This window comes from Dyadobacter jiangsuensis (genome assembly GCF_003014695.1).
Classification (GTDB): domain Bacteria; phylum Bacteroidota; class Bacteroidia; order Cytophagales; family Spirosomataceae; genus Dyadobacter; species Dyadobacter jiangsuensis.
The window spans coordinates 217,171-240,887 of sequence record NZ_PYAS01000003.1; the positions used below are offsets into that span (position 1 = coordinate 217,171).

Genomic DNA, 23,717 nt, shown 5'->3' on the forward strand with positions numbered 1-23,717 from the left:
TTGTTCACGGTGAATTAATCAATCAGGCCGGATCGAACCGGTCCAGATTCATGACCTTGTTCCATGCCGTCACGAAGTCTTTCACGAACTTCTCGCCGGAATCGGAGCTGCCGTATATTTCGGCGATTGCCCGGAGCTCGGCGTGCGATCCGAATACGAGGTCGGCACGGGTTGCTGTCCATTTGGGTTGGCCGCTGGCGCGGTCGGTTCCCAGGTAGGTTTCTCTGTCTTGCCCCATCGCTTTCCATGACGTGTTCATATCCAGCAGGTTCACGAAGAAATCGTTGGTGAGCACACCCGGACGCTGCGTGAATACCCCGTTTTTGGAACCGTCAAAGTTCGTGTTCAATACCCGCAAACCTCCCAGCAGTACTGTCATTTCAGGGGCGGTAAGCGTCAGCAACTGGGCTTTATCTACCAGTAACTCTTCGGTCATCGCGCTGAATTTCGCACCGCGGTAGCTGCGGAAGCCATCGGCGATCGGTTCGAGGTAACCTACTGATTCAACGTCGGTTTGCTCCTGCGTTGCATCCGCCCGGCCAGGCGTGAATGGAACGGTAATGGCATGGCCGGCATCTTGTGCGGCCTTCTCTACGCCAGCTGCGCCAGCCAACACGATCAGGTCGGCGAGTGAAATCTTCTTACCCGTTGCCTGCGTGCTGTTGAACTCCTGCTGAATGCTTTCCAGCGTGCCGAGTACCTTTTGCAGTTGTGCGGGGTTGTTCACTTTCCAGTCTTTTTGCGGAGCTAGGCGAATACGTGCGCCGTTTGCACCACCGCGTTTGTCGGATCCGCGGAATGTCGATGCCGAGGCCCAGGCTGTGGAAACCAGCTCGGATACGCTCAGGCCGGATGCCAGGATGTTGGCTTTCAGGCCGGCGATATCGCTGTCGTTTACCAGTTCGTGGTCTACCGCCGGGATCGGATCTTGCCAGATCAGCACTTCCGCAGGTACGTCCGCACCCAGGTAGCGGGCACGCGGGCCCATATCACGGTGCGTGAGTTTGAACCACGCACGTGCAAATGCGTCGGCGAACGCGTCCGGGTTTTCAAGGAAATGTCTTGAAATTTTCTCATAAGCAGGGTCGAGGCGGAGCGAAAGGTCGGTGGTCAGCATGGTAGGACGGTGCTTTTTGGCGCTGTCGTACGCATCCGGGATAATGTCGCCAGCGTCTTTGGCTACCCATTGGTGCGCGCCGCCGGGGCTTTTGGTAAGCTCCCATTCGAATGCAAACAGGTTTTCGAAGAAATTGTTGCTCCATTGGGTAGGCGTGGTGGTCCAGATCACTTCCAGACCGCTGGTGATGGTGTCGGCACCTTTTCCGGAACCGAAGCTGTTGTTCCAACCCAATCCCTGGTGTTCCAAATCGGCACCTTCTGGCTCCGCTCCAACGTGATCGGAAGGAGCCGCACCGTGGGTTTTACCGAAACTGTGGCCACCGGCGATCAATGCGACGGTTTCTTCGTCGTTCATCGCCATCCGTCCGAACGTGTCGCGGATGTCATGTGCAGCGGCAATCGGGTCGGGGTTACCATCGGGGCCTTCCGGGTTAACATAAATCAAACCCATATGTGCCGCACCAAGCGGCTCTTCGAGGTGGCGCGAGTGGGTCTGGCCATTCGCATTCTCGTCGCTTGATACCACGCCCTGCTCATCCAGGCCTGGTTTGCCATGCGCATAACGGCGGTCGTTGCCGAGCCAGGTATTTTCCGATCCCCAATATACGTCTTCGTCGGCTTCCCAAACGTCCGCACGTCCACCGGCGAAACCGAATGTCTTGAAGCCCATGGATTCGAGTGCGATGTTCCCCGCGAGGATCAGCAAATCGGCCCAGGAAATTTTGTTGCCATATTTTTGTTTGATAGGCCAAAGCAATCGACGGGCCTTGTCGAGGCTGACGTTGTCCGGCCAGCTGTTCAGCGGTGCGAAGCGCTGCTGGCCCGAGCCGCCGCCGCCCCGGCCGTCGAATACGCGGTATGTACCTGCGCTATGCCATGCCATGCGGATAAACAGCGGCCCGTAATGGCCGAAGTCGGCCGGCCACCAATCCTGCGAATCGGTCATCAGTGCATGAAGGTCTGCTTTAACTGCTTCCAGATCGAGGCTTTTGAACGCTTCGGCGTAGTCAAATTGTTCTCCCATCGGATTGGAGAGGGACGAATGCTGGCGCAGGATGTTCAGTTTCAACTGGTTTGGCCACCAGTCGCGGTTCCTGGTACCGCCGCCGCCTACATTGTGATTCAGTGTCCCGTTGTGAAATGGACATTTGCTAATGTCGTTTGATCCGTTTTCCATTACGATAAGTTCATGTGTTAAACCATATTGCCTGCCTCTGGTATTTGTGCAGCGGGATAAAGGTATAATACTGAAATTGATTGTCAAAATCGATTAATTCTATGATTCGATAGTGAAAATCTATTTCGTCGCAGTGTCAGCCCGTTGCGGTTGCCAGGCAGGCGGCGGATCACACATGAACTTTTCGAAAGCTATTTCCGGAATGTGCGCGGCGTTACGAAACGGTCAGGTAGCCGGCAACAGCAATGTCTTCCAGTAGCCCTGGTGCGCCGGGTTTCCAGCCCAGCACCGCGCGGGTTTTTTCACTGGATGCGATGCAACCGATGCCTGCAAAATGCTGGAACCAGCCAAAATGGGCTGCTGCGGCATCACCCGTTTTGCTTACCACGGGCAGGTCCAGGCCGGTACCGATCGCCCCGGCGATTTCGCGGAACAGAATGCCCTCTTCGGCCACCGCATGCAGCACTTTCAATGCCGGGCGCTGCTCCACAACCAGCCGGTATAGCACCGCGGCGTCGTGTCTGTGCACAGCCGGCCATCGGTTGCTGCCATCCCCGATGTAGGCCGACTCGCCTTTTTCTTTGGTAATGTCAATAATCATCGGTACAAAGCCATGGTCGCCTGCGCCATGCACGCTCGGAGGCAGGCGCACGAGGTACACATCCACGCTCTGGGCAGCTACGGCGTTCGCCGCCTCGTCGGTGGCGGCACGCGGGATTTCGTCCGACTTTGCATTCAGTACATCGTCCTCGGTGACGGGCCGGTCGTAGCGCAAAAGACCCATGCCGGTAGTGATAACGAGCGGCTTTCCCGAACCGGCCAAAGCCTGGCCCAGCGTTTCAATGACCTTCCGGTCGGCCTCGCAGCTCGCTTTGAACTGCGAAAAATCGTGATTGAAGGCAGTGTGGATGATAGCCTCGGATTCCGCCACGCCGCGGCGGAGCATTTCAGGATCATTCACATCGCCGAGGAGCGGCGTCGCGCCGGCGGCGGCCAGTAACTCGGCCGATTTTTCAGAGCGTACAAGCCCTAGCACTTCATGACCATTTCCTGACAATGGCGGAGCCTACAAATCCGGAGGCCCCTGTTACAAATACACGCATGTTGGTTTCAATTTTGTTTGATGCAAAATTGACATACCGCTAATGGGCAAACAAGGTCATTTGACCATACTTCCTGCCTCGCGTTGCAGCTGTGCGTGGCGTATGCGTGTGAGGGTTTTCAGGGAAATGCCGAGGTACGCAGCCACCATCCGTAGCGGCAGGCGCCCGAGGTAATCGGGATGGGTATTTATAAAATCGGCGTAGCGTTCTTCGGGCGTGGCACTCAGGATGGTGAGGATGCGGTTACGGTTATGGTAAATCGTGCCGGCAATGAGTCGTTCCGAAAACCTTTTGAGCTCGGGAATGTCTTTTAATAATTTGTCAAAATCAGGCTTGGCCCAGAGCAATACTTCGCTTCGTTCCACGGCTTCGATATTCACCAGCGACGGCGCCTGCTTGTCGTAACTTTCCACATCCAGCGTCCAGGTGTGCTGCGGGGAGAAATGGAGAATATGCTCGTTGCCGTCCGGCTTGATATGATAGGTCCGGAGCAGCCCGTTGACGATGAAAGTCTTATGCCGGCATATGTCCCCGGCGGAATGCAGGGCCTCTCCTTTGCGCAGGCGCCGCAAAGTGGCCAGGCTGCTGATATGCCTGATCGTTTCGCCCGGCAGGCCGGATTGGGAGGCCATGTAATGTTCAAAATCGGTATGCATATACCAAATATAGAAAAAACCGGTCCTGATTCGACATGGTCGAACCGGGACCGGTTCCTGCATTGAGGTATGATCAGTTAAAACTTACGCAATCACAGATCGCCTGCATATTGGCTTTGGTAACATCGGCAAGGTATTTTCGGCCCTGCTGCGAGCTGCTCATGGTCACGCCCGAGAGCTGGCCCTGGATATAGTTATACACGGAGTCGATCACATCCGAGGTATAATAGGATGTGCCCGACGAAACATTATTATAGGGCGGTGTCATGATGTTCGTGTTGGAACCGTCGGTGAACTGAACGGTGGCTTGCGCGAACGTCAGCGTCGGCTTGTCGCCGGTGGTGTCCGGTATTTTGAAGCCGAGAAGCAGGATCACGTGGTCGTCTTTGGAATTGTCCCCGATCTCGTAGTCGAGTTTGCAGGAAACGAATATGCCTAGCTGGGCCGAAACGGAGGATTCCTGGTACCATGTGCGGAACGGGTACGACTCGTAGGTGTATTCTGCCGCCTGGTCGAACGGATAGGTGCCGCCGTCCAGGCTGTTTTCCTGCTGCCAGCCTTGTACCGAGCCGTACCCCGAAATGACGGAACTCAGGCTGCCCGGGAAGCTGTCATTGTCGAAGGCCATCGAGTAGTTTTTGCGCGAATCGTTCGAATTGGTGTAGACGGAAGCATTGAATGGCTTGGCTACGGTCGTACACAAACGGTTGAGCGTGTGGCAAACCACCGGCAGGAAGTAGAACTGGCCTCCGTTGTCGGATACTTTATAAATAGCGGCCGAGAACTTGTTGAATGCGGCCGTCACAAAATCGAACACATCCACAAATGCATCGGCGGCTTCCTCCGAGATGCCGAGTGTTTCCAGGGCTCCTGTGGTGCCGTAGTACCAGGCCACAAAATCGACGGTGTCGATCACCGCCTGGGAAATCTGGTAGGCTCCGTTCAGCTGCATATCGAAGTGCTGGATGGACACAAGCGTACCCGTGTTGTCAAAATAGGCATCGAATGTGCAGGTATCGTCACTGGTTAGTGCCGGGTTTTCGTGGGTCAGGCTCATGCCGTATTTTGTCCAGCCGGTGACCGGCAGGTTCGCCGTATTGTCGTCGTCATAGCTGGAAAGCGACTGCTTGGCCGATTGCTCGGTGAAGTCAGGACAATCCACGGTGTAGGTCGAGTCTTCGACCATGTAAACGACCTTGTTATCCGACTCGCTGCTTGTCGGGTAGGGGTAAAGGCCGTAGAACGTCGAAAAGTCGACATAGGCGCGGGAGTAGGGGGTATTCCAGAATTCCGGCTGGTAGTTGTAGAGGAGGAAGGAGCGGATCTGGTCCTGCCAATCGCCATCCTTCGTGCCGTTGATGTCGCAGCGTTCCACGTCGTTCAGATTGGAGTAGGTAATACTCGGCGGTATTTTGAGGAAATCCCCGTTGAAATCGGTGTCGTCGAAAATGATCAGCCAGGATCCGCTACCCGTTCTGAGCGCTGACACACTTCCGGTACCGCTCATCTTGTCGCTGTCGTTCGCATAGCCGATGTCGCTGAGTGATCCCTCGTTGTCCGGACCGTTAAAGACGCGATTGTCGCCTTCAAAATCTTCATTTTCGGTAAACAGCGCCTGGTATTCCTGCAACTGGATCAGTTGACTTTTACTCGGCCACGCCGAATTGTTCCAGAAAGCCGGCTCTTGTTTATAGATAATGAAGCTCTGGATCGCATTTTTCCAGACGCCCACCTTGTTACCGGAGGAATCGTACCGGTTGACATGGTTGAGATCGTCCTCGGTCGTACCGGGATTTATTTTCCAGACATTGCCGGTGTATTCCGTTCCGTCAAAGACGATCACCCATGTACCGCTGGAAGTTTGCAGCGAATCATTGTTGGCGTCGATGTTTTCCTGGCCCTGGGCACCGGCGTATGAATCGCTGCCGCCGCCCTCGTTATTGTTGTTCCAAAGAATAAAGTCCATTGTAAAGTTTGTTTGAAATGTTGAAATAGAAAGGAAAGATTTGTAGAAATTATTTGTACAAGTAGTTTAGTGCTAAAACCTACCTTCGTGCCTGAATGCGAATGATTTAACGGTCGAAAGCGCTCTATTTTAAAATAAAGCGGCTGGTATTTGTGGTTTTGCTCCGGTTCCCTTCTTACCTTAGGCGCCAGAGCCACCGTTATTCCCGATTGCATTAGTTGCTACATTTTCATTTAATTCAATGCGTAAAACAGCACTGATTACCGGGCCCACTTCGGGCATCGGCCGCTTTACCGCCCTCGAACTCGCACGACGGGGCTATGATCTGATATTAGTAGCCCGGAACGAGGCAAAGGCCCGTGAGCTGCAACGGGAGATAGGCTATACGGTGAGCACCGGCTTTGTGCCATGCGACCTTTCCAGCATTGCGTCCGTCAAGCAAGCCGTGGAAGAGATCCGGGCCAATTATCAGCAGATTGATTTGTTGATCAACAACGCCGGGCTCATTGTCCAGCACCGCCAAACGACTGAGGATGGTATCGAAATGACCTTTGCTACCAATCACATCGGGCCTTTTGTGCTCACAACCGGGCTGATCGATTTGCTTAAAGCGGCAGAATCCGCGAAAGTCGTGAACCTGGCGTCCGAGGCGCATTTCTTCGCATTCAGGTACCAGACGGCCAAGCTGGCCAACCCGCCGCATTACCACGATCTGGTGATTTACGGGCGCTCCAAACTGGCCAATATCCTCTTTTCCAATGAGCTTTCGGAGCGGCTGGCGCCATTCGGCATCACTTCCAACGCCGTGCACCCTGGTACGGTTTCAAGCAGTTTCGGCGGCAATGGCAACGGGGCTACCGCGTGGTTTATGAAGGTTTTCAAACCGTTTTTCCGCACGCCGGAACAGGCCGCCGCAGGCATTGTACACGTGGCCACGGCACCGGAGCTGAACGACGTAACCGGGCAGTACTTCGCCAATGGAAAGCCGGCGAGATCTTCCGCCAAAGCGAAAAACCGCGCACTCGCACGTGAGTTATGGGCATTTTCGGAGGCGCTGACGGAGACGGTTCTGATATAAATCTATTAAGTCCATAGAGTTTAAATGCTTTTTTATTCAAATGCTTGGAAGTTAAGTGGCTGTTGCATTAACTTTGCACGCAATCTGATATTCAATCGAGCTGAGAACCACCCGAAGCTGTGTCCATTTTATTAACGACATCGCATATGCGTTCGATTAAAACTACCCATAGTATCCCTTTATCCGGCCATCGCGCCGCAGCGGCGCCTGTCGCTGTGTCGTTTGCTTCTTATGGAGCAGGTTGTTGTTGTTGCTAGCTAAGTCCCTACATGCCGGAGAGCTCCGGTAAGCTCCCCTTTTTTTCATTTTCCATTTGTCGCCCGTCAGCCAGGCGACGTAGACTTTCTATGCAACATGAAATTCACAGACAGCCATATTTATTACGAAATCCTCATTCTTTTCGCGGTGATCAGCTTTGCGGAAGCATTTACAGGCCTTTATAAAAGTGAGAAATGGTCTAAAAATGAGTGGTATATCAATTTCGCGGGACTCTTTCTGTCGAGCGTTATCACGCGGCCGCTCAGTTTCCTGCTCTCGGCCTACGTGCTCAACTATTTCTTCGCCGACTATTATAATGTATTTGAAAACGTGCCGCTATGGGCAGGCGTACTCATTACTGCATTGCTCGAAGACTTCACGCAATACTGGTGGCATCGTGCCGCGCATACGTATACGTGGCTATGGAAGGGCCATCGCGTGCACCATAGCGCACCCGAAATGAGCGTGTTCCTCACCGGCCGCAACTCGTGGGTGTACCTGCTGCTGTTCCCGCCGCGCATTGTTTCGACGATCCTGATATTCCTCGGTTTCGGCCAGGCGTTTTTGATAGGTTATTTTTTCAAAGCATTAATCGGTATTTCGGCGCATTCGAGCGTCCGCTGGGACAAACCGCTTTACGCGATCAAATGGCTGCACCCGGTCATGTGGGTACTCGAACGCACCATTTCCACCCCTGCGACGCACCACGCACACCACGCCGCCACCGACGCCGATGGCATCGGCGTGATTAACGGAAACTATGGTAACATGTTCTTTATCTGGGATATGCTCTTTGGTACGGCCAAAATCACCCGGCGGTTTTCCGAGCACATCGGCCTCGAAGATTACCAGGAAGAGCCATGGTATGTGCAGCTGGGGTATCCGTTGTTTAAGTCGAAGGATGCGAGGAGCGAGCTGTCTAAATGAGTGAATGAGTGAATGAGTGAATGAGTGAATGAGTGAATGACCGAATGACTGATCCGGGAGATGTATTTCTGCGGAATAGAGAACGGGCGTCGCGATGAGCCGCGGTTTAAATGCCGTGAGGCATGTAATATTGGTAGCTTAATGCCGGGTGGACCTGTTTCAAAATGCCCTTGGGCATGTAACAACAGTGCATCGCGTATTCGGTTGTTGCATCCCAGAAGGGATTTTCGATACACAGTCTCTTGATTACTAACGACATTACACCGCCACGCGAGTAGGTCATTCTATATTTTTAAAATTGACCGTTATGCTAAAAATGTTACTAATACTATTGCTGTCGGCTTCGCTCGTCGCGCATGCGCAAATGGCGACGTTTGATGTGGTCATGGCCGGGCATACCATCGGTTCGGTGAGGGTATTGCCGCAGGATGACGGCGCACGGCTGCGTAAGCGGATCGAAGCGGAATTCAGCGTACCGTTTTACTCGGGTAGTTTTGTGGCTGAAAACCAGTTTTCGGAGGGTACTCTGCACAGTTCACTGACCGAACAAACGGTGAATGGCAAACGGCGCGAGCAGACCGTTACCACGAAGCTCGCAGCACAGCATTACCGTTTCGATTTGTCGGAAAAGGCCGACCGTAACCGTAAATGGGAGGTTGTGGCGCCCATTGCACACACGATCACGGGCCTGTATTACAAGGAGCCGGCGCAGGTACAGGCCGTGTATTCCGAGAAGTTCGGGGCCATGTGTAAGGTCAGAAAACTGGGGAACGGTAGTTACAGCGTGGAGCTACCCAACGGGAAGGAGAGTGTTTACAGCTACGAGCACGGGCATTGCGTGCGTGTGGTGACGGAACTGGCAGGCGTCAAGCTCAACATTGTGCGAAAACAGCGGCCGCTCTGATGCATGAGTTTTGGAATAACAGGTTTCGTATATTGATGATCGTTCGCTATGCTTTTGTCCACCCAAGTTAGCCACTTGATAGTTGATCGTCGTCTTCGTCGGATGATACGCTTGTGGTACAATGCCGGATTTTCCGGGTGTGTCGCGGGCAAAGGGTGTTTTTAGGTGCTTTAACGTCCTAGTTTTGTATATTAAATCTATGAAAATAATAGACTTTTATATTCCAATGAGAAAGCTGTCATTCCTGATCATCTTGTTCCTGGTAACAATCGCCGCCGTGCAGGCGCAGCAACCTGCACCTAAAAACATTGTCAAACCCGACCCACAAGCGTTGGCGCAAATCAAGGCCGGAAAGGCCTACCTCGTGGATGTACGCACGCCCGAGGAATTTGACGGAGGGCATTTGCAATACTCGCACAATATCAATTTCAACAGCCCCGACTTTAAGGCGCAGATTGCCAAACTCGATAAAAGCAAACCGGTATACCTCTACTGCCGTTCGGGCAACCGCAGCGGGAAGGCGGCCGATACCCTGAAAACACTGGGTTTTCATTCCTATTACAACATCGGCGGTTTTGAGCAGCTGAAAGCCGACGGCTTCCCGACGGAACAGCTGCAAACCAGCGCATCCAGAAAATAATCCCGGCATTATTCTCACCTGAAAATCGATGAAACAGACCCCGGTCGAGAACTTTGTGATATTCGTGGCACTGCTGCTTCTTTACGTGCAGACCTCCGCGCAGCATTACCTTGTGGCCGATGGTGTGGGCGGAGGGCGTTTGAAGGGTAGGGTGTTGTGGGCTGATGTGGGGAAACTGCCTTGCAAATTGAGTGAAGTAGGTATTGACACCGGCTATCTAACCGTCAGTTTTCCCTATTATATTTTTACATTCCAAAATTCCTCCGGTATTGACCCATTTTTGATATTTTCATAGGTCTGGCTGTAAACATCTTCAAAAACACGCTTATCCCAACCATATTCTTTTGCGATGTTAAGCACGGACAAATGCATTTTATCTAATACCATCAATTGCTGATCCATTTTATCTTCAATTGAAATCAGCTTTTCGAAGTCGAACTTACAATTATATCCAACTATGCTGGTGGAAACAATCCGCGGAATAGGCATTAGCCGTTCTTCAAACTCTGATAATTCCATGGATATTTTCCTGGCGCCTTTGATTTTTACCTTCCTTTTGCAGAGCCAGTAGCTGTAAAGGTAGGATGGTAATGTAAAAATGACCGGATCTCTGAGGAAGATATTGCCGTAATTTATTTTAATATAGTCCCTATACTTGCTATTAAGTGCGGGATATAAAGTGACCATCATTGCCATGGGTGATAGATTATCGATAATGAATCGCCAAAGGATTACTAATCGCACTGCAATTGTGAAAAAGATAATTTTGGCGATGGTCTACCAATAACATTTCACTTATCGTCGTAATGCCCTTTTGCAGCGATGACATAGACAGTTATCGTCTCTTCAATTACTTGATATTCCCTTTCATTAGGATGCGATAATACTGCTCAATCCTCACACCGCAGGCGGTTCCAATGCCACACCCCGCTCCATGGCGAGCAAAAACACGGTCGAGATAATCAGCCCCGCGCCGATGTAGTCCATCAAAAGAAAGGGCACGCCGAGCCAGCTTACGGATAGCAGCGCGGCGGAGAGTGGTTCTGCGGAGGTGAGGAGGCTGGCTTTCTGGCCGCCGATCAGCTTTACGCCGGTGAGGTAGGCGTAAAAGGGGATGAGCGTGCCGAAAAGGACTACGAATGTGGTGTAGGCGTAGGTGTGCATGTCCCAGATGCCGTCGGTGTGCCAGGGCGCGCGAACGAGTGAGATGCCGATGCCGCCGATGAGGAGGCCCCAGCCGATGATGGTGGTTTCGTGGTATCTTTTGAGCAGCGATTCCGGTTGGATGGTGTACATCGCCAGGCTCACGGCGGAGGCGAGGCCCCAGGCCAGCGCCGTGCCCGAAATGGCCAGTTCGCCCGGTTTGCCGTGTGTGACCAGCAGGAATGTGCCCAGCATGGCGACGGCAATAGCCACCAGATTGAGCGGTCGCAACGGCTTTTTGAACTTCACGGCCAGGTAAACGGCGATGATAATGGGGCTCGTAAACTGCAATATGGTTGCGGTGGCGGCATTGGAATGTTTAATGGCCGCGAAATAGGTATACTGGACGGTGAGCATGCCCAGGATACCGAATGACAGCAGACGGATCGCATCGCGTTTGTCCTTCCACGGTGCGAATGTGTCCGCATTTTTGCGGGCTCTGCTGATGGCCACAAGGACTATCCCGGAAATGAGCATCCGCACCGACATCAGCCATTCGACGCTGATGTGCTGTTGTTGAAATAAAAACTGACTGAATGTGCCTGATACACCCCACAAACTGGCGGCCATCAGCACCATAGCGATTCCCTTCCCCGCCTGATTCTGCATTTGACTTTGATCGAATTAAATTGTTGCGCAAAATTAATTTTGGTCAGGCGTAATTTTTCCTCGATTTTGAGGGCAAATTTGCAATTTTGTTTCGTTGCACTGACCTTATGATACCACTCGACGCATTCGACATTTCCATTCTGGCGATCCTCCAAGCCGATAATACCACGCCCCAGCGCGATATCGGGGAGCAGATCGGCCTGTCGGCGCCCGCGGTGCAGCGGCGTATCAAAAGGCTTCGGGAAACGGGGGTGATCAGAGCGGATATTTCCGTACTCGACCCCGAAAAACTGGGCCGACCGATCACTGTCTTTGCCGAGGTGAAGATGGAAGTGGAAAAGGTGGAGATCATCAAACAGGCCAAGGCGATTTTCAGCAGCACCCCGCAGGTGCAGCAATGCTATTACGTGACGGGTGACGTGGATTTCATTCTGATACTGGTCGTTTACAGTATGAAAGAGTATGAAGAACTGACCCAGCAATTGTTTTTTGGGAATAACAATGTTAAAAGCTTTAAAACCAGTATCGTGCTGGATATTGTAAAAGCCGGGCTGAGTATTCCCATCAATAAGCCATAACTTTGGCGCATGTCATCGACAAAATCTTATTAGCCATTTATGTTTTCTTTCAAAAATCTGCTTTCCAAATTCCGCAGCTCCCGTACGGATCAATCTGTTGAATCTCAGTATTATTTATCCATTTGCTGTATTGTCAAAGATGAAAATGATTACCTGGCCGAATGGCTGGATTATCACCGGAAAATCGGGGTGGAGCATTTTTATATTTATGATAATGGCAGTAAGCGTCCGGTTAAGGATGTCATGGCTGCCATTGGATACAGCGAGTGGGTAACGGTTACGCGTATTCCCGGGCAGAATATGCACGTGAAGGCGTATCAGCATTGCATTGATAACTTCGGTTATAATTCCAGGTGGATCGGATTCATTGATATGGACGAGTTTATCGTACCCAAAAATGAAGATGCAAACCTGCCCCAATTGCTTGAAAAATACGAGGGTTACGGTGGCCTTGGACTGTCGTGGTTGATATTTGGCTCGAATAACCACATTGAAAAACCGGCCGGTAGCCAACTGGAAAATTTTACCAGACGATCGGAGGTTTCTTTCCCGCCCAACCGCCATATTAAAAGTATTGTCCAGCCACGGTTTGTGCAATCGGCTTTCAAATCGCATTGTTTCAAATTCAAGTCAGGATATTCCTGTGTGAATGAGCATTTTGTGCCTATTGACGGGGCGTTTGCAGATGTGAGTGTAGACACCATTCAACTAAATCATTACTATTGCCGGTCGCTGGAAGAATACCGGCAAAAAGTGGAGAGGGGTATCAGTGACACGAAACGCAAACGAAAAATGGAAGAATTCCATTACCACGACAGCGAGTCCAATGCGGTGGAGGACACGACGATTTTAAAGATTTTAGACAAATTGAAAGCGCAGCAAAGCAACTGAATTTGTCAAAGCAAAGCCCCGGGAGATATCTCGGGGCTTTGCTTTGTGCCGATAACCGCGGTTCTATTCCCGGGACGGCACGCCGCTGGTTTGTGTGGCCAGGTTCCGGTAGTTGCCGGTGGTGCCTGTGTGGTTTTTCGTGTTCTTTGGGGCTGAGCCGCTGCCTTCCTTCACGGTCACATCCGGTTCTGTAAGATTTTTACGGCGTGTTGCGATTGCTTCTCTGGAAAACAACATCGAATTGTTGTCCTCACGATCGGAGTACCTGCCTACATCGTTCGCGTTTTCATGGGTGGCACCGCCGGGGCGGTTACTGCCGTCGTTTTCGCTGCTTTTCTGGGCTACCTGGTCGGTGGGAATAGGCTTGCCCGATTGGTCGGCACTCTTTTGCTCGTTCTCCGGCGCGGGCGTTTTCAGGCCTTGGCCCGTAGCCTTCGTTGTTTTCGACTTGTCGGTAGAACTGGTAGTACTTTGTGCAAATGCTGCCGTTGTCGCGCACAGTAATACCATAGCAGCTGTGATCATTATCTTCTTCATAGTCATATGTGTTATTTGTTGATTTCGTACAGTTAAAAAGGCCAAAAACTGTGCCAGCGATTGCGGTCTCGGAGCAGGCCAGCTTTTTGAAAGTAGAACAAGGTTACAAGTCGCTTTTGTGGGAACGTGCACGTGCACAGGAGTGCTTTGAGATAATAAAATCAGAGATTCGACCGAATGATGAAATCAAGAATGCATTTGATGGGACTGATGGCCGGCTGGCTGCTTGCAGGCATCAGCCTGGGCATGGATGTACGTGCGCAAAGCTCCGGCGAGAAGGCCGACAGCATCGCCGCATCCAGAATCTTTGTTCATACCGGATTTGAGAATGCCTCGCCCATGAACTGGCGGATCGATTCGGCAGGCAGGGTGGTGGGTAGCCTGGTGTACGATCACGAACGCTTCTCGCGGAACAGGGCTGTGAACCACTTCCATTTCAGGGTGGAGGCGGCGACGGGCACCGAGGTGACCGTGATCCTGGAAAATTTTGACAATATCTGGAACAACCGGTTCGCCAGCGACCTTTCCGAGCGATCCCGGTTCGTGATTTCTTTTGATAACCAAAAATGGGAAAGCCGCTCCATACAGGTATTGCCGGGCGGCGGGCCGTCGGGCGGTGCGGCATCGCCGGGGCGAAGGATGCAGTTCAAGTTTAGGATGGAGGCGCCATTTGCGTACATTGCGAGCGTGGAACCGTACCGGATCAGCGATCTGGATAAAATGCTGGCCAAGATCAGGACGAACAAACTGGTGGGCATTACCACCATCGGGAAAACTTCGGAAGGGAGGTCGCTGGAAATCATCCGGATCGGTCACGAAAATGCCCCCAAACGGCTCTTTCTGCGTGCGAGGGCTCATGCGTTCGAGGCTGGCGGAAACTGGACCGTGGAGGGGCTGGTGCAAAAACTCCTCAGCAACGACGATGATGTCAAACGGCATTTGAAGCGGTACTGCGTGTACATCCTGCCCATGGCCAATAAGGACGGTGTGGCGCGGGGCAAAACGCGGTTCAACGCCAACGGTTACGACCTGAACCGTAAGTGGGACAAGCCCGCAGACGAGCTCATTGCGCCTGAAAACTACTACCTCGAACAGTGGCTGCAACAGATGATCAGGGCAAACAAGAAGCCAGATCTTGCACTGGACATTCACAACGATGCCGGCGGAAACCTCCATATAAGCCGACCCGACGGCGACATTGCCGATTACCTGGCCAGTATGGACAAGCTGGAATCGCTCCTGCGTAAGCATACCTGGTTTACGGAAGGTGCTACCAAGGCGAGTTTCAGAAACCCGGGCACATTGGGAGAGGGATTCCTGACGCGGTTCGGTATTTATGCCGCCGTCTACGAATTGAACTACGAGTGGATCAAAGGCCTTAATAAAGCGCCTCTTGCCGCCGACTGGATTTCACTCGGAAACAAGCTGCCGGAGGTTTTTTACCATTATTTTGAGTAACAGGCTGAAACAGTTGCCCCATCAGGGCTTTTTATTGATAAACTTCACTTTGGATTTAATATCAGTCCGGAGTACACTTTGCTGGCGGAAACGGCGCAGGTAGCGCTGGGCAATGCTGTCGAGCGAGGCGCTTCTTTCTTTGGTTTTCTTGCCGAAAAACGTCACCACTTTGGTTGGCTCGGTGATAGTTTGTTTGGTGTCGGTATCTTTCCAGCGGCCGTTGGCGTCCCATTCGGTGTAGCCTTCGGGGAAGTAGCTGCTGATGACGCTATCGCTGAAATTCTTCCATTGCTGCTCGCTCACGGTGCCGCCGCCTGGGATGTCTCTCCCGAAATAGAGGTCGGTGCGCTGGTAACCGGCGCAGGATGCAAGGCCGAAGCAGCCGACCATCGCCCATTTTTGCATGCGTTTCAAGTTGATCATCGTTCAGGTAGTCAGATTTGCCATTGGATGCGGAAATTTAGTGCACCCATCGATATCCCACAAGTTACCCAGGTTGCTCAAATTGTAGAAATAAATTGATTAAATGTAGTACTTTGACTTCACCTTTGTTTCCCAAACTTCCTTGCATTCATCCCTGCACGGCGGCGTCCGTCCCATTTTTTTGAGTTTCCTCAAATCAAAATTCACTTTTACCTCCGTTAGCGGTTACAAAATTCCACAACTTTAAACCATCAAACTTATGAGCAGGGACATTTCTTGGATCAATGAAATCAAGAACAACACCGAGGAAGACTACATTATCTGGTGCCACGATACGGATAACGAGGGTGAGTACCGGGATTTCGTTACCGACGAGCCGGTAGGCAAAAATGACGGTGGAAAGCAGGTCATTATCAAGGCCGGCGCGCATCTTGTGGCGGGTGGCTGCGGGATTCCCGACGGCGGCGACAAGGACGGGAAACCGAAAGCCCGTGTGATTTGCGCCTATTCGGCGGCACAGCGTCATAGCGGCGACCCGGGCGCGGGCTTGCGGATCAACCGGGTAATGGGCGACAACGATCAGGACAAGATCGTGTACCGCGACCATTATACGACCAAACAGCTCGCCGAGATCATCTTCCCGCGCGGCATGGAACAGAACATTATCCTCAGGATCGACGCGGACGGTATTTACCTCGACATTAAAGAGGCCAAGACATCGTCGGAATGGCAGGCTTATGTGTTCGGGCAAAAGTTGAAGGATTTCTTCGAAGAGCTAGCGCCCGAATTGGCGAAGCTGGCGATCCAGGCTGCGCAGAAAGCACTGGAAGCGGTCTGATTCCGGAATTTGCAGGCATTCGAAAAACGCTGTTCTCCGACCTTTCCGGTTGGGGAACAGCGTTTTTTTGTGCGGGCGCATGTAGCCGTGTGGCACGGAAATTAGCTATTTTTAGCAACCGCTGTCAGTACGCTCGTTAAGGTATCCATCAAAAACGAAAAGGTCATGCAGAAAATCGTCCCGCATTTATGGTTTGACAAGGAAGCTGCGGAAGCGGCGGAGTTTTACGCATCGGTGTTTCCGGAATCCCGGGTTACGAGCGTCACGCGTATGGAAGATACTCCCTCGGGCGACGCCGATATGGTCATATTCGAGCTCTGGGGCCAGAAATTCATGGCCATTAGTGCCGGCCCGATTTTCAAGCCCAATCCCTCCATTTCTTTCATGGTCAATTTCGACCCGCTGCTGTTCGGTGGTTCGGAAGAGTCGGCCCGCGCGAAAATGGATGAGGTATGGAACAAACTGGCCGACGGCGGAAACGCCCTGATGCCGATCGACGAATACCCGTTCAGCAAACGGTATGGCTGGGTGCAGGATAGGTACGGCGTTTCCTGGCAGCTGATCCTCACCAATCCGGAAGGAGAGCCCAGGCCGCCGATTATCACGTCGTTACTCTTTGTCGGCGACCAATGCGGCAGGGCCGAGGAGGCGATTAATTTTTACTGTTCTGTTTTCGAGCATTCCAAACTGGGATCTCTGCATCGCTATCCCGAAGGCCACGCACCCGACAAGCCCGGTAGCGTCATGTTTGCGGACTTCAAGCTGGAAGATTCCTGGTTCACAGCAATGGATAGCGCCCATGAACACAAATTCGGTTTCAATGAAGGCATTTCAATTGTTGTGAACTGTGAAGACCAGGAGGAGCTCGATTATTTTACCCAAAAATTATCGGCGGTACCCGAAGCGGAGCAATGCGGCTGGATTAAAGACAAATTCGGCGTGTCGTGGCAAATCTCGCCCATAGAGCTGGAAGACATGATGGTGAATGGTACCCGGGAGCAGCTCAACCGGGTTACGCAGGCATTACTGCCTATGAAAAGGCTTGAAATTGCCGCGCTGAAACGTGCATTTGAAGGAAAGTGAGGCATTTTGTTGTCACGCTGAGCGAAGTCGAAGCGCATCTTGCATGCGCTTCGACTTCGCTCAGCGTGACAGACCTACCTAACTTCCCGCGGGAACGATAAATTCGAACGATGGCCCGATGTTATAGCCGGGTTTGCCGGGGAAAGGCGTGGCGCACAATTTCTGGGCGGTCAGTTTGAGGTCATACATCACACCCACGGTATTGTCGAGCATTCCGGGCTGGCCGTTGAATGTCGTATGAAGTCCCGACAGCAATGAGTAATAGCTCGTGTTGAACTCGTTCATCCGGTTCCATTCTTCGCTGCCGACCGGAAGCATGCTGGTTTTGGTATTGGGAAACAAGGGAAAAACGCCGTCGGGAGAAAATGGTATTGGCGGTCCCGAGAAAGAATAGCCGTTAGGCGCGGTATCGTCTTTTACCAGTCTTTTTCCCTTGTAAAGTTCTTCAAAACGGTAGTAATGTGCGAGTTCATCTTCCTGGTCGAGCGGGGAGGTGGAAGTTCCTTCGCCCTGTTCGATGATGATGTTAATCGCGTCGATCGCGTTTTGTTTGGTATAAATAGGAAAAAGCTCGTCGGCTGGGAAAAACGACGAGGTGACCTGTTTGCTTTTGTCGCCCGGCAGCTCGTCCGGTGCCAGTTCTTCTATCTTTTGCTGAATAGCCTGGTAAAAAGCCCCGATGGTACTGTATGTAGGCATTTCAGCCAGACTCACCGATTTGAAAACGATTGGATTCTCGGGTTCTTCAATCTCCATAAACACATTTTTGACGACATCCGTCGAGTATTTTTCCAATCCGACGATGAGGCCGTTGCCAATGCCCATCGGCAATGGACCAGGGTATTCCGGTACAAAATCGGCGCTGTTGATCACCGGCTTCCCGCCAAGGGCATTCAGGATATTCGCCGCGATAGTCATGTGCAGCATTTCCTCGATCACGATCGAATGAATGATCTGCCGCTGCACGGGGTTGGTGCCGGGGTTCAGGGAGAACATCGCGGTGAGGTAGGGCGGAATTGTCGAATGTTCCAGTTCGATAGCATTTTGAAGAAGCGGATAGAGTTCTTCCAGGGCATTGGCGGTCAATGCCTTCTCAATATATCTTGAATCTATTTGTAACATGGTGAAGGAATTTTAGATCGTAAATCACAGATTTTCAAACAAATCGTTGGTGGCGGCGAAGCCCGGAAAAGACCCGTTTTTGGCTTTCACCGCTTCCTTGTAACTGGCTTGTTTGTCGGTCAGCGCAGTGCCGGGTGCAACCGGATTGGCAGCCTTAGCCTCCCGGGCTTCGGACCTTACCACGGGTTTCGGAGCGATTTGCGGGTTGTGAAGCCAGTTCAGGATGGTATTACGCTTGGTAGAAGACAGATCGCGCGTCACAGGCATGTGCATCGTGTCGTTCATATCACGGGAGAAGGCAAAAATCAGGATCTTCTTTTTCTCCGCGAGCGCCTCCGGATCGGCCAGGTTCACCACGTACTTGCTCATGATGGGGTACAGGTTGCTGTACTGGATCATCATCTCCGAAATATCTCCCCAAACAGGGTTGGCGATTTCCTCGAAATAGTCGCGCAGGTGCACCACAACTTGTTCCGTACCGAATGCCTGATCGACCGTCGGGGTTTGGTAAGTAATGAAGTAGATCTGCCCGTCGATGTAAACCCTTGGGCTGTAAATGGCGTTGCCGGTGAGCTGCATTTGTGCTTTGCCTTGCGGGTTGGTCGAGATCTGCCCGTTGAATGTCAGTCCTTCCGCAGGGAAATTGTTGCCGTAAATTTCCGAGATCGGGTTCTGCGGACCGACCGGCGTATCCGGGGTAGGTGGGTCAAGCGTTACACTGATGCTGGCATTCGGAAGCAGTTTTCCCCACTGGTAGGCATAAAAATCGATGTTCACCGACTGACCGTCGTCCAGGCGCTGGATGAAATTATCGGCCCGCGCCACGAGCCCGTCGATGGCTTCACGTGCGATGATCGCAAACTGACCCGGCTGGCTTGTCGATGGCGATACCAGGATCAACTGGTTGGCAGCCAACGCCGACACGGTTGTGTCAGGCAAATTGTTGAAAGAAACGATCCCGCCTGTCTGGTTCAGCCAATTGGGGTCGGATTGGTAATCCAATGCCCCAATTTCGATAAAATCATTCGGATTAATGTAGAAAGTCGGTGTCTGACGACTCGCTACGCCCGCTTGTGGTATTTTACTGACGGCCAGGCGAAGATCCTGTTTGTAGTTGACCGTACCGATAGAGTCGGCCACCGGAAAGCTCGCCCCGAAATCGACACTTACCCGTTTGGCGTCGGGCTCCACCAGGAAATTCGAGATGCTGAAAAAGGTACCACGGGCGCTCGGGGTATAGTTGATACCGTACAGCCTGCGCGCGGCTGCGAACGTGAACGGCTCGTTTTCGAAATACGGACCGATGGAACCGATGATCCTTCCCAGCGAAAACCGACCGTCGTTGTGGCTGTAATAATAGCCGAACGGGTTCATGTTAATGGCCAGGGTGTTGTTCTGTGTGGTCGTACGCAGTGTTTTCAGGAAAGCAGATTGCTCCGCCAGCGCACCCCATTCGACATTGGTAATCACCGACGTCCAGCTGGCGCCCAGCGGCTGCCCGTTGCTTTTGCCGCCATCGAGCTGTCGCATTTGAAGATCGCGGAAGGAGGTGGTGGTAATATCACCTTTAAAAAGCAGGTCGCCATTGGCTGTACAAATACGGAGCTGGACGCACCACAATGCGGAAAACATCTGCGCGTCGGGGTCGAGGTCCACCATTTTACCCGTCGGACGGCCTTCGGCGCCCACTACGGCCTGGCCAATGATAATATCGTCGGCTGGGGAGCTCTGCGTGGTGCCGTCGGGCAGGAAAATCTGCTTCACCGCGCAGTTCTGAAAATCGAAAACCGCACCTCCCTCAGGATTCCACCAGCCGTTGGTAGCTCCCTGGCCGGGATCCTGGAAATTGGGTTGGAAAGTGGCATTGTTGTAATGGGCCGTGTCGTTGTTGACTGTGCTGACATCGGACAAAAAGTCGCCCGTGAACACGAGCCTTGGGGCATGAAGATAAGACATGGTGTTTTAATTTATTGTGAGGATAATATTCTTTAAGCGGCTGTATTCCAGATGATAAAATGTTGCAGCCATGTTCCATTGTACTTTTTGTAAATCCAGAGCATCCTGCCGGTTTCCGATGCTTTTTCACCGGTTTGTTTGTCGGTGGTTGTCTGCTGGTAGATCGCCCATTCATAGGCAAGGTCTTCCCGGATCTCGATATCCTGTGATTCGTAGGATATCTCAATGTAAAAGGCATCGAACCAGGAGCGCAGGAAGTCGACGCCGCCGGCTTTGGTGTTAATAACCGGCGAGCCGGGAGCGATGACCGTGATGTCATCGGCGAGGATGGCGGTCATCATTTCCAGGTTGCCGGTGTTTTCCGCTTCCTGGACGATCAGCCGCAGTTTTTCAATTTGTTGTCTGTCGTTGTCTGAATTCATGGGAATAAAGCTTGTTTGAAGGGGAAGTAACCGCGTCTTTTATTTTTACTTATTAGTTCTAGTTGTTTGTAGAATTAGTTATTAAACGGTCAAAAAAAGCTCGTTCCGATGATGTGTTCCGCTTTTTTGGATGCAGGCATTCCTGTCCGTTTTGGTACGTTCGGCGTTCGGAAGCGGACAGTTTTGTGAAGGTTTTTTTGATGAAAAGAAGGCTGTAAGGCTCATTTGAAGGTTTTGTCAAAACCGGCACGCCATTAGTGTTGCGCGAGGCGAATCTAAACTTCGCACCCGGTCATGATCAAAAACCACTTAACCATCGCTTTCAGGAGTTTTTTAAATGGCAAAGGCTATTCGTTCATCAATGTGACAGGTCTCGCTGTGGGTATGGCCTGTGCGATACTGCTCTTTCTGGTGATACGGCACGAGACGAGCTACGACCTTGCTCAATCGCGGCTGGACCGCATTTACCGGGTCGAAACTGAGAATATCAAGGAAAATCACACCTATCCGGGCACCTACACCGGCATGGCCAATGCATTACGTGCCGATCTGCCCGAAGCCGAAACCGTCGCACCCATTATGCAAAGGGGAGGCAAGACCATGGTCGCCGGAATGCCGGCCACCGGAATGCCGGCCACCGGCGTTCCGGCGGCCGGCGTTCCGGCGTTCAGGGAATCGGTCGTGTTTGCGGATAATGCCCTCTTCCGCACGCTCGACTATACCTGGGTAGCGGGCGATCCCGCACGCGCATTGTCGCAGCCGAACGCGATCGTGCTCACGCGCGGTTACGCGGAAAAGTATTTCGGGACTGTGGATGTGCTCGGAAATACGATTCGGATGGATAACAAACAGGATTTGACAGTTACCGGCGTTGTGGAGGACTACCCGGCTACCACGAGCTTCCCGTTCAATATGCTTGTATCGTTCGCGACGGTGAAGCAGGTTGACCCCGGTTTTGAGGAGAACAAATGGAATGGCTGGAATGACAATTTTCAGGTGTTTGTCGTATTGAAAAATGATGTTGCCCCGGAGCAACTCATCGGGCGTTTGGAATCCGTAGTAGTGAAATATATGGGTAAGGAGGCGCTTTCGGACAAGCGTTTCAAGCTCAATCACCTGTCTGAAATCCACTATGCAGGAAACTTTGGCGGCAGGAGCGCGAATGTAGGCTTGCTGAAAACACTCTCCGTAATCGGCGCGCTCGTTCTGTTGATCGCCTGCTTCAATTTCATCAACCTCAGCACAGCGCGCGCATTCAAGCGCGCTAAAGAAGTGGGCATACGCAAGGCAATAGGCAGCAACCGCAAAGCGCTGATATACCAGTTTCTGACAGAAGCCGGGCTTATCACGTTTTTCGCGGGCACGGTGGCCCTGGTACTCAGTGTATTGTTGTTGCCGGTTCTGGCGGCGGCACTTGCCATTCCGCTTGCGGTCGACGACCTGTTTACCGGCTCAACAGCGATTTTTACAGGTTTTTTGTTGTTGATGACTACCTTATTAGCCGGTATTTACCCTGCTTTACGGTTGTCGGGTATGGCGCCGATCTGGGCACTCAAAAGCAATGCGACAGTGCGCGCCGGGCAGTGGTTTTCTATGCGGGAAGGGTTGGTAGTGGTGCAATTCGCTGTTTCGCTCGTGCTGATATGCTGCGCCATGCTGATCGACCGGCAGCTGGATTTCTTCCGCAATGCGGACCTGGGTTTCGACAAATCGGCCATCATTACCGTAGGTTTACCCGACAATAAACCTGAAAAACTGCACACGCTCCGCGAGCAACTGATCCGTTCCGCGCAAATCAGGGGCGTGAGCTTTTCATTCAACAGCGCCTCCGCGGAAAGCAACTGGATGCAGGCGATGGAATACCGGGAGGGACCGAAGGTGGTTCAGGTGAAAACCCAGATGAAAATGGGCGACTCACACTATTTCGATACCTATGGCATCCGGATGCTGGCCGGCGAGCCGTTGAAAGACAGCGATACCACCCGGAATTTCAGGATTGTTGTCAATGAAATATTCCTCGGGCGGATCGGCATCGCCAATCCGCGAGCGGCTGTCGGGCAAAGGGTGTATTACGGCGATGGAAACGAGTTTGCCACGATTGTGGGTGTCGTCCGCAATTTCCACGTCAACTCGCTGCATCAGAAAATCGACCCGACCATCATTCAAGTTGTCCCCAATAATTTTTATCAGGCAGGCATCAAGCTGCAAAGCGAAAAGCCAACATCGGCGTCTATCCAAAGCGCATTGGCAGATATTGAAAAAGCCTGGACCGGGGCATTCCCCGACCAGGTTTTTGAATACAGCTTCCTGGACGAAACGCTTGCGCAGGCGTACCAGTCCGAAACCCGCACGGCAAGGCTGATCGAGGCAGCGACTATCCTGGCGGTATTGATCGCGAGTATGGGACTTTTCGGTCTGGCCACGTTCACCGCGGAGCAACGGACCAAGGAGATAGGGGTGAGAAAAGTGCTTGGCGCTTCCGTCGGCAGCGTGGTAGCGTTACTTTCCCGCGATTTTCTGAAACCCGTCGTGCTGGCGATCCTCATCGCTTCACCCATTGCCTGGTACCTAATGAACCAGTGGTTGCAGAATTTCGAATTTAAAATCTCAGTTTCCTGGTGGCTTTTCGCCGTGGCAGGATCACTGATGACCGTCATTGCATTGGTCACTGTGAGCTTCCAGAGCCTCCGCGCGGCGATGCTGGATCCGGTGCGGAGTTTACGAAGCGAATAGGGTGGAATACCGCCCGAAAAGGGACTTGGCACGCGG

General features: G+C 52.3%; 21 protein-coding genes. 10 read left to right on the top strand and 11 right to left on the bottom strand.

Going from position 1 to position 23,717, the window contains the following annotated elements; translation table 11 throughout:
• Nucleotides 1–22: 22 nt before the first annotated feature.
• The 4 genes from katG to CLV60_RS06985 all read right to left on the bottom strand — a co-directional run bounded on the left by katG (nucleotide 23) and on the right by CLV60_RS06985 (nucleotide 6,021).
• Nucleotides 23–2,296 carry a catalase/peroxidase HPI gene (gene katG, locus CLV60_RS06970; protein ID WP_106594656.1) on the bottom strand — a complete coding sequence of 758 codons (2,274 nt, stop codon included), beginning with the start codon at nucleotides 2,294–2,296 and terminating at the stop codon, nucleotides 23–25.
• 214 nt (nucleotides 2,297–2,510) lie between these two features.
• The gene (locus CLV60_RS06975) at nucleotides 2,511–3,332 is read right to left on the bottom strand and encodes an SDR family oxidoreductase (RefSeq protein ID WP_229210855.1); all 822 of its coding nucleotides are present in this window, start codon (nucleotides 3,330–3,332) and stop codon (nucleotides 2,511–2,513) included.
• A gap of 123 nt (nucleotides 3,333–3,455) precedes the next feature.
• Entirely contained in the window at nucleotides 3,456–4,031 is a 576-nt protein-coding gene (locus CLV60_RS06980; RefSeq protein WP_229210856.1) for a Crp/Fnr family transcriptional regulator, read from the bottom strand.
• 97 nt (nucleotides 4,032–4,128) lie between these two features.
• Nucleotides 4,129–6,021, bottom strand: coding sequence for a hypothetical protein (locus tag CLV60_RS06985; RefSeq protein WP_106594658.1), 1,893 nt, complete (start codon nucleotides 6,019–6,021; stop codon nucleotides 4,129–4,131).
• Nucleotides 6,022–6,262: 241 nt separating this feature from the next.
• On the opposite strand from CLV60_RS06985, the gene CLV60_RS06990 reads away from it, so the two are divergent.
• The 4 genes from CLV60_RS06990 (at nucleotide 6,263) to CLV60_RS07005 (ending at nucleotide 9,828) form a co-directional block, all read left to right on the top strand.
• On the top strand, nucleotides 6,263–7,099 hold the full coding sequence (locus CLV60_RS06990) for an SDR family oxidoreductase (RefSeq protein WP_106594659.1): 837 nt from the start codon (nucleotides 6,263–6,265) through the stop codon (nucleotides 7,097–7,099).
• 354 nt (nucleotides 7,100–7,453) lie between these two features.
• Nucleotides 7,454–8,284: a sterol desaturase family protein gene (locus CLV60_RS06995; protein WP_106594660.1), complete on the top strand. Its 831-nt coding sequence runs from the start codon at nucleotides 7,454–7,456 to the stop codon at nucleotides 8,282–8,284.
• Nucleotides 8,285–8,600: 316 nt separating this feature from the next.
• Nucleotides 8,601–9,188, top strand: a complete 588-nt coding sequence (locus CLV60_RS07000; protein WP_146151525.1) for a DUF6134 family protein — start codon at nucleotides 8,601–8,603, stop codon at nucleotides 9,186–9,188.
• Between the two features lie 226 nt (nucleotides 9,189–9,414).
• Complete coding sequence (locus CLV60_RS07005; RefSeq protein ID WP_106594662.1) at nucleotides 9,415–9,828, top strand: rhodanese-like domain-containing protein; 414 nt, start codon at nucleotides 9,415–9,417, stop codon at nucleotides 9,826–9,828.
• A 237-nt stretch (nucleotides 9,829–10,065) separates the two neighbouring features.
• Here the strand turns inward: CLV60_RS07005 and CLV60_RS34120 are convergent, their stop codons facing one another.
• A complete protein-coding gene (locus tag CLV60_RS34120) occupies nucleotides 10,066–10,524 on the bottom strand; it encodes a hypothetical protein (protein WP_146151526.1) in 459 nt (152 codons plus the stop codon).
• A 201-nt stretch (nucleotides 10,525–10,725) separates the two neighbouring features.
• The gene (locus CLV60_RS07015; protein ID WP_106594664.1) at nucleotides 10,726–11,640 is read right to left on the bottom strand and encodes a DMT family transporter; all 915 of its coding nucleotides are present in this window, start codon (nucleotides 11,638–11,640) and stop codon (nucleotides 10,726–10,728) included.
• A gap of 107 nt (nucleotides 11,641–11,747) precedes the next feature.
• Here CLV60_RS07015 and CLV60_RS07020 point away from each other — a divergent pair, with 107 nt between their 5' ends.
• Entirely contained in the window at nucleotides 11,748–12,218 is a 471-nt protein-coding gene (locus CLV60_RS07020) for an Lrp/AsnC family transcriptional regulator (RefSeq protein WP_106594665.1), read from the top strand.
• A 39-nt stretch (nucleotides 12,219–12,257) separates the two neighbouring features.
• Nucleotides 12,258–13,109, top strand: coding sequence for a glycosyltransferase family 2 protein (locus tag CLV60_RS07025; protein WP_106594666.1), 852 nt, complete (start codon nucleotides 12,258–12,260; stop codon nucleotides 13,107–13,109).
• Between the two features lie 63 nt (nucleotides 13,110–13,172).
• Here CLV60_RS07025 and CLV60_RS07030 read toward each other — a convergent pair whose 3' ends face one another.
• The gene (locus CLV60_RS07030) at nucleotides 13,173–13,646 is read right to left on the bottom strand and encodes a hypothetical protein (protein ID WP_106594667.1); all 474 of its coding nucleotides are present in this window, start codon (nucleotides 13,644–13,646) and stop codon (nucleotides 13,173–13,175) included.
• A 177-nt stretch (nucleotides 13,647–13,823) separates the two neighbouring features.
• Here CLV60_RS07030 and CLV60_RS07035 point away from each other — a divergent pair, with 177 nt between their 5' ends.
• On the top strand, nucleotides 13,824–15,104 hold the full coding sequence (locus tag CLV60_RS07035; RefSeq protein ID WP_229210857.1) for a M14 family zinc carboxypeptidase: 1,281 nt from the start codon (nucleotides 13,824–13,826) through the stop codon (nucleotides 15,102–15,104).
• A 21-nt stretch (nucleotides 15,105–15,125) separates the two neighbouring features.
• Here CLV60_RS07035 and CLV60_RS07040 read toward each other — a convergent pair whose 3' ends face one another.
• Complete coding sequence (locus CLV60_RS07040; protein WP_229210858.1) at nucleotides 15,126–15,527, bottom strand: DUF3574 domain-containing protein; 402 nt, start codon at nucleotides 15,525–15,527, stop codon at nucleotides 15,126–15,128.
• Nucleotides 15,528–15,786: 259 nt separating this feature from the next.
• On the opposite strand from CLV60_RS07040, the gene CLV60_RS07045 reads away from it, so the two are divergent.
• Together CLV60_RS07045 and CLV60_RS07050 are read left to right on the top strand one after the other, a co-directional pair.
• Entirely contained in the window at nucleotides 15,787–16,365 is a 579-nt protein-coding gene (locus CLV60_RS07045) for a hypothetical protein (RefSeq protein WP_106594668.1), read from the top strand.
• 165 nt (nucleotides 16,366–16,530) lie between these two features.
• Complete coding sequence (locus CLV60_RS07050; RefSeq protein WP_106594669.1) at nucleotides 16,531–17,448, top strand: VOC family protein; 918 nt, start codon at nucleotides 16,531–16,533, stop codon at nucleotides 17,446–17,448.
• A 78-nt stretch (nucleotides 17,449–17,526) separates the two neighbouring features.
• Here CLV60_RS07050 and CLV60_RS07055 read toward each other — a convergent pair whose 3' ends face one another.
• Genes CLV60_RS07055 through CLV60_RS07065 form a run of 3 tightly spaced genes read right to left on the bottom strand, consistent with a single transcriptional unit; the run spans nucleotide 17,527 to nucleotide 20,948 of the window.
• Nucleotides 17,527–18,570 (bottom strand): ferritin-like domain-containing protein, encoded by a 1,044-nt coding sequence (locus tag CLV60_RS07055; protein WP_106594670.1) that lies wholly within the window; start codon nucleotides 18,568–18,570, stop codon nucleotides 17,527–17,529.
• A gap of 24 nt (nucleotides 18,571–18,594) precedes the next feature.
• The gene (locus CLV60_RS07060; RefSeq protein ID WP_106594671.1) at nucleotides 18,595–20,526 is read right to left on the bottom strand and encodes a hypothetical protein; all 1,932 of its coding nucleotides are present in this window, start codon (nucleotides 20,524–20,526) and stop codon (nucleotides 18,595–18,597) included.
• A 32-nt stretch (nucleotides 20,527–20,558) separates the two neighbouring features.
• Nucleotides 20,559–20,948: a YybH family protein gene (locus CLV60_RS07065; protein WP_106594672.1), complete on the bottom strand. Its 390-nt coding sequence runs from the start codon at nucleotides 20,946–20,948 to the stop codon at nucleotides 20,559–20,561.
• Nucleotides 20,949–21,242: 294 nt separating this feature from the next.
• Here CLV60_RS07065 and CLV60_RS07070 point away from each other — a divergent pair, with 294 nt between their 5' ends.
• Entirely contained in the window at nucleotides 21,243–23,681 is a 2,439-nt protein-coding gene (locus CLV60_RS07070; protein WP_106594673.1) for an ABC transporter permease, read from the top strand.
• Nucleotides 23,682–23,717: the final 36 nt, after the last annotated feature.